We start from the raw sequence: 15,481 nt of genomic DNA, 5'->3' as shown, positions 1-15,481 counted from the left end.
CCTCCACCATGGACGGCGGGGGAGCGGTCGTCCATCGGGTGTGACACCCATCTTCGGTCGGGGCGCCGTGCAGCCGGGGTCAGCCGCTCCATTCGCGGCGGCGGGCCTCGGCGAGGGCGATGGCGGTGGCGACGGCGACGTTGAGCGAGCCGACGCGTCCGATCTGGGGGATGTAGGTGACGGTGTCGGCGGCGGCGAGGAGGGCGGGGGAGCAGCCGTGGTCCTCGCCGCCGACGGCGAGGCAGACGTCGCCGTCGAGGGGCGCTTCGTGCAGGGGGACGGCGTCGGTGGTGAGTTCGACGGCGATGAGGCGCAGGCCTTCTTTGTGGACGGCGGCGGCGGCTTCGGCGGGGGTGCCCGCGTGTTCCCAGGTGACGAGGCGGTCGGTGCCGAGGGCGGTTTTGGCGGCGTTGCGGTGGGTGGGGGGTGTGGTGTTGCCGGCGAGCCAGAGGTGGTCGACGCCGAACACGGCGGCGCTGCGGACGATGGAGCCGACGTTGAAAGGCTGTGTGACCGATTCGACCAGGAGGCCGAGGCGGGCGCCGGTGCGGCGCCGCCAGTCGCGGTTGAGGCGTTTGACGTCGGTGGGGCGCAGCTGCCTGCGCTCCTGCGCGGGGCCGGGGGTGGTCATGGGGTGGGGCCTTCTGCTCGGGGTGCGACGCGCAGGACGCGGTAGGCGGACCGGGAGGCGATCCGTTCGGTGGGGAAGCCCTGGCCGTCGAGCCACCGCTGGAGGGAGTCGGAGCCGAGGTGCTTCTGGACGACGAGGTGGGCGTGGCCGTCGGGGGTGAGGCGGGGGAGCCAGGCCAGGAGGAGGTCGTGCAGGGCGGCCTTGCCGATGCGGATCGGGGGGTTGGACCAGATCGCGGTGAAGCGGAGATCGGGGTCGACCTCGTCCCCCAAGATGAACCTTACATTGTCAAGGCCCGCGGTTTTGGCATTGCCTTCTGCGAGTTTCAAGGCTCGTTGATTAACGTCCACACCCCAAACCATCGCCTGGGGCGAACGCTTGGCCAGGGTGAGGGCGATGGGGCCGTATCCGCAGCCGAGGTCGAGGAGGTCGCCGGCCTGCGGAGGGGTGGGGGCCGTTTCGAGGAGGACGCGGGTGCCGGGGTCGACGCGGTCGGGGGAGAACATGCCGCTGTCGGTGTCGAGGCGCAGGTGCAGGTCGGGCAGGACGAGGTCGACGGAACGGCGGCGGCTGGCGGCGTCGGGCCGTTCGGCGAAGTAGTGTTCCCCCACGTCGGCCGACCGTATCAGCGTCCGGTGGGTACCGGCGCCGCGGCGGGGCGTCAGGGCAGCCGGGAGAACCAGGCCAGGGAGGCGCCCGCGGCGCCGAGCGCGAACAGCAGTGCGATGCCGGTGTAGCGGGCGGCGACGTCGCGGTGCTCGGTCTTGAAGCCGAGGGAGCTGCCGATGTTGGTGTAGACGTCGCGGAGCTGGTCGGCGTCGGCGGCCTCGTAGGCCTTGCCTTCGGTGCTGTCGGCGAGGGCGCGCAGGGTCTCCTTGTTGACGGAGACGCTGGTGGTCTCGCCCTCGATGTCGACGGTGCCGTAGGGGGTGCCGAAGGCGATGGTGGAGACGGGGATCTGGGCGACGCGGCTGGCGTCGATGGCCTCCTGGACGGTGCGTCCGGTGGTGTTGTCCCCGTCGGACAGCAGGACGATGTGGGAGGGCGGGGGGTCCTGGCGCGCTTCGGCGTCGAAGGACCGGACGGCCTGCAGGGAGGTGAAGACGGCCTCGCCGATGGCGGTGCGCTTGGCGAGGACGAGCTGGTCGATGGAGGCGATGGCGGCGTTGCGGTCGGCGGACGGCGCGGCGACGAGGTTGGCGCTGCCGGCGAAGGCGACGACGCCGACGTTGAAGCGTCCGGGGAGGTCGCCGATGAACGTCTTGGCGGCGGCCTTGGCGGCTTCGAAGCGGCTGGGCGGGACGTCCCTGGCCATCATGGACAGGGAGACGTCGACGGCGACCATGATGGTGGCGCGGTCGCGGGGGACTTTGACGGAGTCGGCGGGGCGCGCGAACCCGACCATCATGAGGGCGATCATGACGAGGAACAGGACGGCGGCGACGTGCCGGCGCCATCCGGGTCGTTTGGGGGCGATCTGGGACAGCAGGGCGAGGTTGGTGAAGCGGACGGCGTAGGTGCCGCGGCGGAGCTGCAGCAGTGTGTAGGCGGCGGCGAGGAGCGGCAGGAGGCCGAGCAGCCACAGGCGTTCGGGTGACAGGAAGGTCATGGGCGCGCTCCCGCGGTGCTGACGGACGGGCTCCGCTCGACGGACCGGCCGGCTGCGCGGCGTTGACGGAGGGCGAAGCGGGCGATGTCGGCGATCCAGTCGCGGTCGGTGCGCAGGACGAGGTGGTGGGCGCCGCTGCGGCGCAGTGCCTCGCGGTTGCGGTCGCGTTGGGCGGCCGCCGCGGCGGCGTACTGCTCGCGGACGCGGCGGTTCAGCACGATCTCGTGGGCGGTTCCGGTCTCGGGGTCGGTCATCTCGACGAGGCCGATGTCGGGGAGGTCGAGTTCGCGGGGGTCGATGATCTCGATGGCGAGGACCTGGTGGCGGGCGGCGAGGCGGCGCAGGGGGCGTTCCCAGTCGGGCCGGCCGTGGGTGGCGGCAGGGGAGGCGGGGTCGAGGCCGGGGGTGGGGTCGCCGCCGTCGGGGGCGAGGAAGTCGGAGATGACGACGCGGAGGCCGCGGCGGGTCTGGCCGCGGTCGAGGGAGGTGATGGCGGCGGCGAGGTCGTGGGGGGTGGTGGCGCCGGTGCGGGCCTTGCCGGTGCGGGGGGCGCCGTCGTGGACGGATTGGGCGTCCAGGGCGGCTTGGAGGAGGGCGTACATGGCGGCTTTGCCGGTGCGGGCGGGCCAGCGGCGCATGCCGTCGGAGTGCAGGAGGTAGGCGCCGGCGCGGTCGCCGAGGCGGACGGTGAGGAAGCCGACGGCGGCGAGGGCGGCGACGGCGAGGTCGCGTTTGATCATGGTGCCGGTGCCGAAGTCCATGCTGGGGGTGAGGTCGACGAGGGCCCAGGCTTCGAGTTCGTGGTCGGCGATGAGGTCGCGGACGTGGGGTGTGGTGGTGCGGGCGGTGACGGCCCAGTCCATGTGGCGGACGTCGTCTTCGCCGGGCTGGTAGAGGCGGGCTTCGGCGAGTTCGGTGCCGGGGCCGGGGAGCAGGCCGAGGTGTTCGCCGTTGAGGAGGCCGTCGAGGCGGCGGGTGACCTGGAGTTGGAGGCGGCGCAGGGTGCGTTCGGGGGCGAGGTGGGCGAGTTTGCCGCTGCGCCGGCGCCGGGCCGAGCCGAGCTCGTCCGATGGGTGGGTCATGCGCTGGTCACCGCCGCTGCTCCGTGGTTCCACACGACGCGGGGCGGCGGGACGGCGGTGACGATCTGGGCGATGACGTCGGCGGTGTCGACGCCGTCGGCGAGGGCGTCGAAGGTGAGGACGAGGCGGTGGGACATGACGTCGCGGGCGACGGCGCGGACGTCGTCGGGGAGGACGTAGTCGCGTCCGGACAGCAGGGCGAGGGCGCGGGCGGCGGAGGCGATGCCGAGGGTGGCGCGGGGGCTTGCGCCGATGTCGATGACGCCGCGCAGGTCGGGCAGGCGGTACTGCTCGGGTTCGCGGGTGGCCATGACGAGCCGGACGATGTAGTCGGCGATGAGTTCGTGGACGGCGACCTCTTCGGCGGCGCGCTGGAGTCCGGCGAGGCGCGGGGTGTCGAGGATGCGGGTGGCTTCGGGTGGGTCGACGCTCATCCGCTGGAGGATCTGGAGTTCTTCGTGGGCGGCGGGGTGGTGGACGTCGATCTTCATGAGGAAGCGGTCGCGCTGGGCTTCGGGGAGGGGGTAGACGCCTTCGGATTCGATGGGGTTCTGGGTGGCCAGGACGATGAAGGGGTCGGGGAGGGGGTAGGTGTTGCCGCCGAGGGAGACCTGGTGTTCGGCCATGACCTCCAGGAGGGCGGACTGGACTTTGGCGGGGGCGCGGTTGATCTCGTCGGCGAGGACGAAGTTGACGAAGACGGGGCCGAGTTCGACGTCGAACTGTTCGGTGGAGGGGTGGTAGATGCGGGTGCCGACGATGTCGGAGGGGACGAGGTCGGGGGTGAACTGGAGGCGGGCGAAGGTGCCGCCGACGACTTTGGCGAGGGTGCCGACGGCGAGGGTCTTGGCGACGCCGGGGACGCCTTCGATGAGGCAGTGGCCGCGGGCGAGGAGGGCGACGATCATTCGTTCGACCATGTGGTCCTGGCCGACGATGACTTTTTTGACCTCGGCGAGGGTGTTCTGGAGGAGGGCCGCGGCCTCGTCGACGTCGGTGGCGGCGATGGTCATTGTGGGTTTCCCTCACTGTGCCTGGGTGCCGGGCTGGGCGCCTTTACGACCCTACGCGATCACTTGTACCCGTTCGCCGGGGATACGTGCGCGTCGCCGGTGATCGGTTGGGGGCGGGGGGTGTCCGGTGCGGGGGGTCGTTGTCCGAGCCGATGGTAGGGCGTGGTTGTTAGTGTTGCGGCCATGTCGAGGCCGTTGCCCCCGGGTGATCCTGCTCAGCTGGGGCCGTTCCGCTTGTCCGCGCGTTTGTCGGAGTCCGCTGCCGGGATCGTGTTCCTGGGGGTGGACGGTGAGGGGCGGCGCGCGAGTGTGGCGGTGCTGAATCGGGGTGCCGCGGGGGATGCGGCGGCGCGGGGCCGGTTCCGTGCGGCGATCAATGCGGCGGTGCCGGGGCGTGGGGCCGGGCCGGCGGTGGGTCCTGGTGGGCCGGCGCCGGTGGTGGCGGCGCAGCCGGATGGGCCGGCGCCGTGGGTGGCGACGTTGTATGAGGCGGATCGTGCTGGGGCGGAGCGGTTTCTGGAGCCGGTGGTGTTCCAGGGGTCGGGTCGGTCGTGGTGGGGTGGGCGGCGGCGTGGGCCGCAGTTCCAGCCGTATTGGCTGGGGTCGGGGGAGCCGGCGTTGGAGCGTCCGGGGCCGCCGGCGGGTGCGGGTGCGGTGGGGGTGGGGGTGGGGGAGCGTGAGCCGCGGCGGAATCTGGTGGCGGCGACGGTGGCGTTGGCGGCGGGTTTGCTGGTGCTGGCGTTGCTGATGGGGGTGTTGTTCGCGTGTCAGCCGGAGGTGGAGGAGCCGCCTCCTCCGCCGCCGGAGCCGACGCCGACGTTCGAGCGGCCTTCGCCGTCGCGGACGCCGACGTCGCCTTCGCCGTCTCCGTCATCTCCGGTGCCTTCGCCGTCTCCGTCGGGGACGGGTGGCGGTGGGGGCGCGCCGCTGTAGGTGTGAGCGTTGGCGGCCGCCTTGTGCGGCTGCGTTGTGTGGCCGGATGCGCGGGGTCGGGTGTGGTGCTGGTGGCGCTGGGGGTTCGGCTGGCGGCCGCGGCGCGCTGAGATGCGGGCGCCGTTTTGGCACATTCTCATGATCACTTCTGGGGTGGCCGGTCGTAGCCTGGGGCGATGACGGCACTGGATGAGTTCGCCGACCGGTATGTGGACGAGTTCGCTGCGCTGGATCCGTGTCTGGCGGCGATGATGGGGATCTCGGGGCAGGACGGGCGGCTGACCGACTACGGGCCGGACGGGGTGGCGGCGCGGGCGGATCTGGCGCGGCGGTCGCTGGTGGAGCTGGACCGGATCGCGGTCGGGGGCGGCGGGCGGGTGGCGGCGGAGGTGCTGCGGGAGCGTCTGCGGGTGGATGTTGCGCTGGGTGAGGCGGGTGTGCGCGATGGTGTGCTGGACACCATCGACGGGCCGGTGCAGCGGATCCGGACGGCGGTGGAGTTGCTGGATCAGGGGGCGGAGACCGACTGGGAGTCGGTCTGCGGGCGTGTCGGTGCCGTGCCGGGTGCGTTGGGCGGGTTGCGGGTGACGCTGGTGGAGGCGTGCCGGGCGGGGCGGTCGGCGGCGCGGCGGCAGGTGGTCCGCAATGCCGCCGAGTGCCGGGATGTTCCGGCGTATCTGGAGGGTCTGGCGGCGCGGTACGGGGATGGGCCGCTGCGGGGTGTGGTGGACGCCGCGGTGACGGCGGCGTCGGCGGCGCTGGAGGAGTTCGCGTCGTTCCTGGCGGGTGAGCTGGCGGGGCGGGCGCCGGTGCGGGATGCGCTGGGGGCGGACCGGTATCGGCTGGGTGTGCGGGATTTCCTTGGGACGGATCTGGATCTGGAGGAGACGTACGGGTGGGGGTGGGAGGAGCTGGCGCGGATCGAGTCGGAGATGGCGGAGGCGGCGGGGCGGATTCTGCCGGGTGAGCCGGTGCCGGCGGTGCTGGCGGCGCTGGACGCCGATCCGGCGTACCGGATCGTGGGGGCGGAGGCTTTTCTGGGGTGGATTCAGGGGCTGGCCGACCGGGCGATCGAGGATCTGGACGGGGTGCATTTCGACGTTCCGGGGCCGTTGCGGCGGATCGAGTGCCGGGTGCCGCCGGTGGAGTCGGGTGTCTACTATCTGGCGCCGGCGGAGGATCTGTCGCGTCCGGGGACGGTGTGGTGGACGGTGCGTGACCGGTCCGCGGAGGTGGTGACGTGGACGGTTCCGGCGACGATGTTCCATGAGGGTGCGCCGGGTCATCATCTGCAGTTGGGTGTGACGACGCTGAACCCGGGTTTGAACCGGTTTCAGCGTGTGGCGGGGGAGCTGCATCCGGGGCATTGCGAGGGGTGGGGGCTGTACGCGGAGCGGTTGATGGACGAGCTGGGGCATTACCGGGATCCGGCGCACCGGCTGGGGATGCTGGCGGGTGGGCAGCAGTTCCGTGCGGCGCGGGTGATCTTGGACATCGGGTTGCATTTGGAGCTGAGGATCCCGCGGGGGGCGGGGTTTCATGAGGGGGAGCGGTGGACGCCGGAGCTGGGGCTGGAGTTCTTGCGGGCGCATATGGGGCCGGAGGCGGGTGCGCCGGCGGCGTTCGAGATCGACCGGTATCTGGGGCGGCCGGGGCAGGCGATCGCCTACAAGGTGGGTGAGCGGATCTGGCTGGAGGCGCGGGAGGCGGCGCGGCGTCGTGGCGGTGCGGGGTTCGATTTGAAGGAGTTCCACCGCAGGGCGCTTGATCTGGGGCCGATGGGGCTGGATCTGCTGCGTGCCGAGTTGGCGGGTCCCTGAACCGGTGGGATCCGGTGGCCGCGTGGGCTTGGCGGGCGGGGGGTGTTCAGGTTGGGCGGGCGGGGGCGGTGTAGGTTTCCATGCCGGTTTCGCGCAGCCATCGGCGCCCGTTGGGGATGTGGGTGACGGGCGCCTCGTCGGCGGCGGCCTCGTGGGGGCCGGTGCCGTTTGCGATGGTGCCCGTTGTGGTGGCCGGGGGGACCGGTTCCGTTGGTGTGTCGGCGGTGGCGCTGCCGACGTGGCAGGCCTTTTCGTCGCCGGGTTCGATGATCCGCTTGTCGTAGTGGGGGGGCCAGCGCAGCAGGATCCGGCGGCCGCAGGTGGTGCAGGCCCATTCCTCGTGTCCGGACTGTGCGGTTTGGATCATCCGCATCTCGTGCGTCCTGTGCACGCTGTGGCCTCCTTGACCGTGGGTGGGTTTCCGGGCTAGGGGGTTGTGCTTCTGTGATTTCCCACGTCAAGCCGGTTAAACGGGACAGGCAAGGGTCTTTAAGGTCTGTGTCGCGGTGATTGTGTTCCGTCCGGAACCGGGGTCGGTGGAGGGCGCGGTCAGTGGAGGGCGCGGTGGACGGCGGCGCCGATGTCGGCGACGGCCTCGGCGGGGCGGCGGGCGAACGCGCTCCAGCCGAGGAATCCGTGGTCCAGGCCCGTGCCGGTGATGAGGGTCACCGGGACGCCGGCGTCGGTGAGCCGTGCGGCGTGCCGTTCGGCCTGGGGGCGCAGCCGGTCGTGTTCGGCGGTCGCGATGATCGCGGCGGGTAGGCCGCGGGGGTCGGGGTCCAGCAGCGGCGACACGTCGGGGTGGGCCGGGTCGGTGCCGCGCAGGTAGGCGCGCAGGGCGCGGTCGGCGCCCGAGGGCGGGAAGACCAGTCCGTCGGGGTCGGGCGGCTGCGGGGGGTTGCGGCGCAGGTCCAGCGCGGGGTAGACGAGGACCTGCAGGACGGGCCGCGCGGGGCCGGGGGCGCGCAGCCGTCCGGCCGCGGCGGCGGCGAGCTGACCGCCGGCGCTGTCGCCGGCCACGCCGATCCGGGCGGGGTCCAGGCCGAGGCGGGCGGCGTGGGCGGCGACCCAGCGGGTGGCGGCGACGGCGTCGTCCAGCGCGGCCGGGAACGGGTCCTCGGGCGGGCGGCGGTACCCGGCCGACACCCACGCGACGCCGCTGGCGTTCGTGAGCGCCCGCACGACGGGGTCGTAGGAGTCGACGTCGCCGAGCATCCATCCGCCGCCGTGGAAGAACACCAGCGCCGGTACGGGGGCGGTGGAGGCGGGGCGGTAGAGCCGCGCGGGCAGTGGTCCCGCCGGCCCGTCCATGACCAGGTCCTGCACGGTGTGGACCGGCGGCCGCGGGGATCTGGCGAGGTCGGCGGCGTGCTCGCGGCGCGCGTCCTGGACGCCGCGGCCCGGCGCGGCGGGCTCGGCGAGGCGGCTGCGCATGAACGCCAGGTATTCGGGGTCGCGTCCCATCGTTCCTCCCCCGCTGAGCCTACGGCCCCTTGTGTGCCGCCGCGGGCGGGTGCCAGCGGTAGGGCATGTCGGCCTGCCGCAGGATCGGGGGTCGACCAGCATCGGAACGAAAAGTCGCGGTAGGCGGTCGCCCCGGGTTGATGCTGGCGTGACTTCTCGTTCCGATGCGTCCAGGCCGCCGGTGTTTCATAGGCGGTCACCTATGAAACGCGCCGACCGGCGGAGGCCATGCAGGGCAAAGAATGTTTCATGGGTTGTTGCATATGTGTGGGCGTGTGAAACGCCCACATGAAACGCTCTGGGGGTGAACGACGACTTCACCCGCGTGGAGGCCAACGACTGCCCCATGTCGACCTGCGCTGCCCCGGCCGGGTCGCCGTGTCGCACCGGGAAGGGCAAGGTGGCGGTCCAGTACCACACCGCCCGGTTCCGGCTCGTGCCCTCCCTGGCCAAGGTCCTCGACGTGGCCACCCCAGCACTGCGCAAGCCCGGATCCGTTTGGGTCGAGCTGCCTCGCCCCGCGGCCGCCCGCGCCGCCCCGGCCGGGCATGTGCGGATCGGCTATGCCCGCGCCTCCACCGCCCGTCAGTCCTTGGACATCCAGCTCGACTCGCTCAAGGCCGCAGGTGTCACCCGGATCTTCCACGAGAAGATCTCCACCCGCGCTGCCGCCCGGCCCAAACTCGACAATGCTGTCGCTCTCGCCCGGGAGTTGCGGGCGTCCGGTGTCGTGGTCACCCTGGTGGTCCATGAGCACAAGCGCCTCGGCCGCGGCATCGAGCTCGCCGCCCTGGCCGAGCAGCTCAAGGCGTCCGGCATCGGGCTGGAGTTCCTCACCGGTGAGCTGCAGGGCTCGCACGACCCGTCCGGGGTTGTGTTCACCGTGCTCGCCGCCCTGTCTGGGATGGAACGCGAGTACATCCGCGACCGCACCCTCGAAGGCCACGAATCCGCCCGCTCCCGGGGCAAGAGCATCGGCGGTGCCGGCGTCACCAACCCCGCCATGCTCTCCATGGCCCTGCACCTACGCGAACAGAACCTCAGCCTGCGCGACATCGCCGCCCAGCTCATCATCGCCAAGGGCAAGAAGAAGGGCCAGCACCCCTCACCCGCCACCGTCCTGCGGTTGCTCCGCGAACACGACGAAACGACCGCTACGCTACACGAACGGAGTAGCCCCTAGCACTCGCTGACCTGCGGTTCAGGGGTCCTCGTCATGGTCGGCCCGAGACTGGATGGCTGAGCAGATCCGCGTCGTGCTGCGCGTCGGGCCGACGTTCAGAGTCGGTTCGCGCCCAAAGCCGCCCGGTAGGGTTCGGCCGCGGCCAGCCCCTCCTGGTCGATCCTCGCCAGCAGGGTCTCACTCCTGTCAGCGTTCTTCGTCTTGACTTCTGCAGAGACCAACGACCCTGATCGAAAGACGATCTCGATGTAGTGCCCCTGGTCGGAGTACAGCCAGTACTCCTGCTCCAGAACGGAAGGGTCAATTATGTCAACCACGCCGGGGCTGGCCTGGCGGGACTCAACGAACTGGCCGCCCGTCATCGACAGGTAGTCTCCGCCGAGTAGCCCGGTCACCGCTTCCTTGCCCATCCCGGCCTTCAGCCGGAACACCGGATGTGTGGCTTCCAGCGGCTCGCGCTGCGCCGCGGAAGACGAACCGAAGAGTCGCTGGAAGATCGACATCGCGACGAACTCTCCATTCCCCAAACCAGCCGCCTGACGGTACGGCAGACGGTCCGGAGGAAACAGGATACGACGCTGGACCGGGCACAGTCAGGACAAGGACGCAAACGCCGCCACCGCCGACCTCAGCGTAGTGACTCTCGGGCCGTTCAAGGAGATCACCGGGCCGTTGGAGACCAGCAACGATGGCGTCGCCACGGTGCGGCGGCAGAGAACGGTCAGCCCGTTCGCAGTCCACTCGATGGCGGGGGATAGGTCGTTCTGGACCGGCGCGGTGGCATTGCTCGGTACGGTGGCTCGGTGAGCATATGGCGGCGTAAGGCATCCGAGAAGCCAGCTGTCCGGTTCGTGAAGACGGAACGGGTGAAAGGCAGGACGTACCACGTTCACAACGGGCCGGATCTAGCCCAGGCTATGGCCTTCCTCCGCCAAACACCCGTCACAGAACCCAGCGTGTACGTTGTCGTCGAGACTCCCGAGGGCAACGTTGGCCGCGATTTTATCTACATCTTCCGCGAACTCGACGGCACACCCATTGAGCACGGCCCTCGCTCACCGCTGCCCGAACCTGTCTCGTCCACTACCCACTGTGCGTGGTGCGGCTTCTACGTCGAGCCGTTTGATACTTCGTCCGGGATGCCCAACATCACCGGTCCGCTCGAACTCGAACTCTTCCTCGCCGTCGACGACATCCTGAACAACGGCGGTGGTTTCCGGTGCAAGGGCTGCGACCTGCTTCAGTGCGGCTGGTGCTCTGGTTTGACCCCGGGATTAGGCGAGAGAGAAGTCCGGTGCCACTCCTGTGGGGCGGCCATGCATCCTCACCTCACCCTGCCAGCGCGGCGTCGTGGTCCGGTTGTGATCGCGCCGAGCGAAGAAAAGGTGCCCGCAGTTGACACCGAAAAGCACTGGGAGCAGGTCAGGGCCTATTGCGAGCAGTGGCGCGACGAGTTTGCGGCGGCTGATAGGAACCCAGCGGATAAGTTGCGCTGGAGGGTATACGCAGACGGCTTCAAGGATGGGATGCGTATTACGCTGTCCCTTCACACTCCGCAAGGTGACGTGAAGTCGCTGATAGCAGAGATCAAATACAGCGATTTTCCTCTGGACGTCGGGGAGGGGCGCGAGCTGCTTAGGCAAAGGTTCACCAGGTTGTTCGACGGGCTGGGCATTCCATTGCCGCAACTGCCCTGACACCACACCCGCGCGGCATGGAGCGTTGGTCCCCCCCGCTGGCCGCGCGGGGTCATTCGTCGTCGGCGTCGGGGTCACGCAGTTCGCGGACGCCGCTTGGGTCGAGGTCGGGGGCGGTGAAGGTGTAGGTGTAGGTGCCGATCACGTTGATGTGCTTGCGGCCGAACGGCGAGAGCCGGACGACGTCCTCGGCCAGCAGGGGGTAGCCGCCGGTGTGCAGATGGTCCAGGGCGCGGTCGATGTAGAAGGTGTTCCACAGCGTGATGCAGTTCAGGACCAGGCCGAGCGCGCCGAGCTGGTCTTCCATGCCCTTGTAGTAGCGCTGGTAGATCTCACCCTTGCGGCCGTGGAAGACCTTCCCGGCCAGGGCGTGCCGGGATTCTTGCAGGTTGCGGACGCCTTTGATGTCGCGGCGATAGGGCTCCTCGACGGCGTAGGTGAGGATGTGCAGGGTCTTGAAGATCCGGCCGTAGTGCGCGATCGCCTCGCCGAGATGGGTGGGGTTGCCGTCGCGCTGGAGCATCTTCATCACGTCGTGCGCGCGGACCTGCCCGGTGTAGATCGACACCACCACCCGCAGGATGTCGTCCCAGTGCCGCCGGATTTTGTCCAGGTCGATGCGGCCGCGGGCGAACCGGGTCAGCGGACCGTAGTCGGCGTCCTGGATCCGCCAGCCCTTTTGGTCGGGCAGGTCGGCCAGCGCGGGCCGGTACTGCATGCCCAGCAGATGAACCAGGCCGAACACGACGTCGGAGTAAGAGCCGGTGTCGGTGACGATGACCTCGGGGCGGCGGCCGCCGTCCCGGCGGAACAGGACGTCGATCATGTGCAGGGAGTCGCGGACGGTTCCGGTGACGACCTTGGCCCCCAGTCCGACGCCCTGGTCGTTGATCATGTTGAGCCAGGTCAGGCCGCGTCTGGGGCCGAAGTACTTGCGGTTGGGGCGGGTGTAGATCGAGGGGACCGGCACCACGAACCGCATCCCGTCGATCGCGGCGACCAGCCCGCCGCCGAGCTGCCGGGCGAAGCCGATGCTGGCCTGGGCGTCGATGAGCGGGGCGTTGGCGGCCGAGAACGTCTCGGCCGACAGGTAGTTCTGCGCCACGTGCGACAGCCGGGCGCGCTCCAGCGCGGCGGTACCGGGCTTGGTCACCGGCGCGTACCCGATGTTGAGGGCCTGGGAGATCAGGCACGCCGCGACCGAGATGTCGAAGTCGGCTAGCTTGCTGGTGCTGCCGGCCACCGAGGTGAACGCCTCCTCGAACCCCTGCACGCGGCCCATCACCTCCAGCAGCAGCTCGGGCAGGTCCACCCGCGGCAGCATCCCGGCCACCCGTTTGCGCAGGTCGCTCAGCGACGCCGGGTCGGGCAGCGCCACCAGCTTGGCCACGTGCAGCCGGCCCTCGTCATCGACGCTCAGGCCCGACTCGCCGCCGATCCGGCCCGACACGTCCCGCAGCGCCATGTGCAGCACCATCGCGTGCTCGGCCAACAGCGTGCCCGGGTCGTCGGGCAGCCGCAGGTCGGTCAGCGCCGGGCCCTTGGCAGCCCGCCAGGCGTCCCCAGCCAGCAGTTGGGCGCGCGGGTCCCGCCACCGCGCCGACGCCTGCGCGTAGATGTCGCGGCGCTTGAGATGGCGGTGGAACTGGGTCAGCACGCACATGGTGTAGGCGTTCTTATCGACCGTGCTGCCGTGCGCGCCGGGCCGGTGCACCAGCCGCTTCCACGACCCCGACACCAGGCCAGCATCGATGTCGGCCGCGGTGACCTTCTTCTTACGGCCATCCAGCAGCCGCGGCAACGCCTTGGTGGCCTCCAGCACCCGGGCCGCCTCGGCGGTCGCACCGAACTCGATCACCGTGGTGAGGGTCTTCAAGAACCCCGACACCGTGGCGATCCGCTCGGCCAGCAGCGCCCGCATCGGCCCGTCGTCGTCGGCCTCGGGCGGCGGCACCATCTCGGTCACCGCCGCCACCGCCGTCCGCAGATCCCGGCGCGGCACCACCGCGTCGATCGACTCCCACACCTGCTCCAGCGACAGTTCCTCGCCGTACTCGGTGACCTCCAGCAGCATCTCCACCGCGGCCGCCAGCGTCGCCGAGTGCCGCGCCAGCCTCGGGTGCTGGCGGGCGCGTTCCTTGCTGGTCGCGGTCTCGGCCTTACCGATCAGCTCGGTCGTCATCAGCAGATCCAGCAGGTCCAGGCAGTCATCGACCGACTTGCCCTCCAGGTAGATGACCGTGGCCAGCAGCGTGGCCAACTGCCGCGAGGGCCCGTGCCGCCGCAACGTGGTCGCCGTCGCACCCATCCCGTACCGGGCCAGGTCCACCAGCCGCCGCTGCGGCACTTCCGCCGGCAGCTCCACCGTGCCCAGCCCCACCCCCAAGATCTCCTGCGCCCGGCTCAGGGCCTTCTCCAGATTCCGGCCCGACGGCACCGACGGGCCCTTGCGCCACCGCTCCAGGTCCGAGCTCCGCGCGCCCTCGGGCACCTCCAGCAGCAGCTCCAGCACCGCCCGCTGCCGCGGCGACAACACCGCATACAAGCTCTGGTGCAGCCGCTCGATCGCCTGATCACGTACTCGCGCCACCAGCCGCGCCAGCGTCGTCACCCCCGGCAGCAGCACCTTGCCGGTCCGCAGCCACATCACCCCGTCGGTGAAGACGCTCCTGGCGCCGTCCCCGGTGTTCCACGCCCGCGCGTCCACCCACGCCGCGAACTCGGCCTCGGCCTCGGCGAAGTCCCGCAGCCCGTAGGCCCTCCTGATCTCCTCCTGGTGATCGAACGGCGTCTGCCGCCGCTCGGTGTACCGCTTGACCACCGACGCATCAGCGATGCCGAGCTGAGCCGCCAGGTAGTCCAGCACCTCGGCCGGCACGTCCAGCGGATCGGGCAGGAACCGGCCCACGAACCGCGCCGTGGTCACCTGCAGCGCGAACCCCAGCCGGCTCGCCTCGCCCCGCCGCTTGGCGATCAGCTCACGGTCGGCGTCGTCCAGGAAGAACAGCTTCTCCAGCTCCGCCCGCGACGGCGGCCCGGTGTACCGGCCGTAGGCGGCCGCTTCCTCATCACTCAAGAACACAACTGGCATGGCCCCAGAAAGTAGGACCCACCCGGCAGCCGAACCCCGCCAAAGATCAGACCGTTACCGAGCTACACCCGCCACAGCCGCCCGACGAGCACAAACACCCAGCTCACACGCATCGGAACGACCATCCGCGCTACATCGACCCCACCACGCCCACTAACGCGACTTTTCGTTCCGATGCTGGTCGACCCCCGGATCGCGGTGGGGCCCAGGTGACCGGCGAGCCGCAGGAGGGCGTCGCGGGCCGCGACGGGCGCGGCGCCCGACAGGGCGGTCAGGCGGGCGATCCGGCCCCGGCGAGTTGCACGCCGCCGTCGCCGGGTACCTCGCCGGTGTCCTGCCCCCGCAAGGGCGGGAACCCGTCCCCGGACGGAACGGGCCTCAGCGGGCGTAGGCGGCGGTGTACCCCGCGGGCCTCCGCCGGAACGGGCCGCCGGAACGGGCCGCCGGGAAAACCCGTTGCGACCGCGGGCGGCGCCGGGCAGTCTGATTCGTGCGGACGCCGGAACGCCCGGCCCGAGGAGACCGGAAGGGGCCGATCATGACCTGTCGCCGCGACGATCGGATCCGGACCCGGGCCCATGGGCGGCCGGCCCCCTGACACGCGTGTCCCACCAGCGCGCGGCGGCCGCCTCCCCACTCCGGAGACGCGGCCCTTTCCCGTTCACGACCTCGTAGCTCAGCGGCCAGAGCACCGGCCCGTCACGCCGGAAGCCGTGGGTTCGAATCCCATCGGGGTCGCACGGCCCGCACCGCGCGGGCCCGTGACGTCGTAGCCGAGTGGTTCAGGCGGCGGTCTGCAAAACCGCCTCACGTGGGTTCGAATCCCACCGGCGTCTCCGGCTCCGCCCCCGCGTCACCCTGGGGGCGGGGCCCCGGCTCCCCGTAGCTCAGCGGACAGAGCACCGGCCTCCGAAGCCGGGAGCCGCAGGTTCGATTCCTGCCGGGGAGGCGCCGGGCC

13 protein-coding genes and 3 tRNA genes are annotated in these 15,481 nt (G+C 70.9%); 7 read left to right on the top strand and 9 right to left on the bottom strand.

Features of this window, described 5'->3' with window-relative positions; genetic code table 11:
* Nucleotides 1-79 precede the first annotated feature (79 nt).
* Genes ACGFK0_RS14115 through ACGFK0_RS14095 form a run of 5 tightly spaced genes read right to left on the bottom strand, consistent with a single transcriptional unit; the run spans nt 80 to nt 4,335 of the window.
* Nucleotides 80-631 carry a TrmH family RNA methyltransferase gene (locus tag ACGFK0_RS14115; RefSeq protein ID WP_392904421.1) on the bottom strand — a complete coding sequence of 184 codons (552 nt, stop codon included), beginning with the start codon at nt 629-631 and terminating at the stop codon, nt 80-82.
* A complete protein-coding gene (locus tag ACGFK0_RS14110) occupies nt 628-1,242 on the bottom strand; it encodes a class I SAM-dependent methyltransferase (RefSeq protein ID WP_392904418.1) in 615 nt (204 codons plus the stop codon). The genes ACGFK0_RS14115 and ACGFK0_RS14110 overlap by 4 nt, the downstream gene beginning before the upstream one ends.
* A gap of 50 nt (nt 1,243-1,292) precedes the next feature.
* On the bottom strand, nt 1,293-2,240 hold the full coding sequence (locus ACGFK0_RS14105; protein WP_392904415.1) for a VWA domain-containing protein: 948 nt from the start codon (nt 2,238-2,240) through the stop codon (nt 1,293-1,295).
* Nucleotides 2,237-3,322 carry a DUF58 domain-containing protein gene (locus tag ACGFK0_RS14100; protein ID WP_392904413.1) on the bottom strand — a complete coding sequence of 362 codons (1,086 nt, stop codon included), beginning with the start codon at nt 3,320-3,322 and terminating at the stop codon, nt 2,237-2,239. Before ACGFK0_RS14100 ends, ACGFK0_RS14105 begins: the two co-directional genes overlap by 4 nt.
* Entirely contained in the window at nt 3,319-4,335 is a 1,017-nt protein-coding gene (locus ACGFK0_RS14095) for an AAA family ATPase (protein ID WP_392904411.1), read from the bottom strand. The genes ACGFK0_RS14100 and ACGFK0_RS14095 overlap by 4 nt, the downstream gene beginning before the upstream one ends.
* Nucleotides 4,336-5,099: 764 nt before the next feature.
* Here ACGFK0_RS14095 and ACGFK0_RS14090 point away from each other — a divergent pair.
* Together ACGFK0_RS14090 and ACGFK0_RS14085 are read left to right on the top strand one after the other, a co-directional pair.
* Nucleotides 5,100-5,378 (top strand): hypothetical protein, encoded by a 279-nt coding sequence (locus ACGFK0_RS14090; RefSeq protein ID WP_392904409.1) that lies wholly within the window; start codon nt 5,100-5,102, stop codon nt 5,376-5,378.
* A gap of 66 nt (nt 5,379-5,444) precedes the next feature.
* Complete coding sequence (locus tag ACGFK0_RS14085) at nt 5,445-7,088, top strand: DUF885 domain-containing protein (RefSeq protein WP_392904407.1); 1,644 nt, start codon at nt 5,445-5,447, stop codon at nt 7,086-7,088.
* Nucleotides 7,089-7,134: 46 nt separating this feature from the next.
* Here ACGFK0_RS14085 and ACGFK0_RS14080 read toward each other — a convergent pair whose 3' ends face one another.
* Both ACGFK0_RS14080 and ACGFK0_RS14075 read right to left on the bottom strand, forming a co-directional pair.
* Nucleotides 7,135-7,479 (bottom strand): hypothetical protein, encoded by a 345-nt coding sequence (locus tag ACGFK0_RS14080; protein ID WP_392904404.1) that lies wholly within the window; start codon nt 7,477-7,479, stop codon nt 7,135-7,137.
* Between the two features lie 158 nt (nt 7,480-7,637).
* Nucleotides 7,638-8,552 (bottom strand): alpha/beta hydrolase, encoded by a 915-nt coding sequence (locus tag ACGFK0_RS14075; RefSeq protein ID WP_392904402.1) that lies wholly within the window; start codon nt 8,550-8,552, stop codon nt 7,638-7,640.
* 304 nt (nt 8,553-8,856) lie between these two features.
* Between ACGFK0_RS14075 and ACGFK0_RS14070 the strand changes: the two genes are divergently transcribed.
* Nucleotides 8,857-9,735: a recombinase family protein gene (locus tag ACGFK0_RS14070; RefSeq protein WP_392904400.1), complete on the top strand. Its 879-nt coding sequence runs from the start codon at nt 8,857-8,859 to the stop codon at nt 9,733-9,735.
* 95 nt (nt 9,736-9,830) lie between these two features.
* Here ACGFK0_RS14070 and ACGFK0_RS14065 read toward each other — a convergent pair whose 3' ends face one another.
* Nucleotides 9,831-10,238, bottom strand: a complete 408-nt coding sequence (locus tag ACGFK0_RS14065) for a hypothetical protein (RefSeq protein ID WP_392904398.1) — start codon at nt 10,236-10,238, stop codon at nt 9,831-9,833.
* A gap of 453 nt (nt 10,239-10,691) precedes the next feature.
* Here ACGFK0_RS14065 and ACGFK0_RS14060 point away from each other — a divergent pair, with 453 nt between their 5' ends.
* A complete protein-coding gene (locus ACGFK0_RS14060) occupies nt 10,692-11,432 on the top strand; it encodes a hypothetical protein (RefSeq protein WP_392904396.1) in 741 nt (246 codons plus the stop codon).
* Between the two features lie 52 nt (nt 11,433-11,484).
* On the opposite strand, the gene ACGFK0_RS14055 is transcribed toward ACGFK0_RS14060, so the two are convergent.
* Nucleotides 11,485-14,514, bottom strand: a complete 3,030-nt coding sequence (locus tag ACGFK0_RS14055; RefSeq protein WP_392905115.1) for a Tn3 family transposase — start codon at nt 14,512-14,514, stop codon at nt 11,485-11,487.
* 674 nt (nt 14,515-15,188) lie between these two features.
* Between ACGFK0_RS14055 and ACGFK0_RS14050 the strand changes: the two genes are divergently transcribed.
* The 3 genes from ACGFK0_RS14050 (at nt 15,189) to ACGFK0_RS14040 (ending at nt 15,472) form a co-directional block, all read left to right on the top strand.
* Nucleotides 15,189-15,261: transfer RNA gene (locus ACGFK0_RS14050), tRNA-Asp, on the top strand.
* 25 nt (nt 15,262-15,286) lie between these two features.
* Nucleotides 15,287-15,359: transfer RNA gene (locus ACGFK0_RS14045), tRNA-Cys, on the top strand.
* A 40-nt stretch (nt 15,360-15,399) separates the two neighbouring features.
* Nucleotides 15,400-15,472 (top strand) — tRNA-Arg (locus tag ACGFK0_RS14040).
* Nucleotides 15,473-15,481 lie beyond the last annotated feature (9 nt).

The sequence above is a fragment of the Spirillospora sp. NPDC048823 genome, from assembly GCF_043198445.1.
Taxonomy (GTDB): domain Bacteria; phylum Actinomycetota; class Actinomycetes; order Streptosporangiales; family Streptosporangiaceae; genus Spirillospora.
Note: the sequence above shows the minus strand (reverse complement) of the source record. Positions and strands in the feature narration are given on the sequence as shown.

Excerpts from the sequence above, each read along its gene's own strand:
- ACGFK0_RS14115 (WP_392904421.1), bottom strand. The coding sequence starts at position 631 with ATGACCACCCCCGGCCCCGCGCAGGAGCGCAGGCAGCTGCGCCCCACC.
- ACGFK0_RS14105 (WP_392904415.1), bottom strand. The coding sequence starts at position 2,240 with ATGACCTTCCTGTCACCCGAACGCCTGTGGCTGCTCGGCCTCCTGCCG.
- ACGFK0_RS14100 (WP_392904413.1), bottom strand. The coding sequence starts at position 3,322 with ATGACCCACCCATCGGACGAGCTCGGCTCGGCCCGGCGCCGGCGCAGC.
- ACGFK0_RS14095 (WP_392904411.1), bottom strand. The coding sequence starts at position 4,335 with ATGACCATCGCCGCCACCGACGTCGACGAGGCCGCGGCCCTCCTCCAG.
- ACGFK0_RS14085 (WP_392904407.1), top strand. The coding sequence starts at position 5,445 with ATGACGGCACTGGATGAGTTCGCCGACCGGTATGTGGACGAGTTCGCT.
- ACGFK0_RS14075 (WP_392904402.1), bottom strand. The coding sequence starts at position 8,552 with ATGGGACGCGACCCCGAATACCTGGCGTTCATGCGCAGCCGCCTCGCC.
- ACGFK0_RS14065 (WP_392904398.1), bottom strand. The coding sequence starts at position 10,238 with ATGTCGATCTTCCAGCGACTCTTCGGTTCGTCTTCCGCGGCGCAGCGC.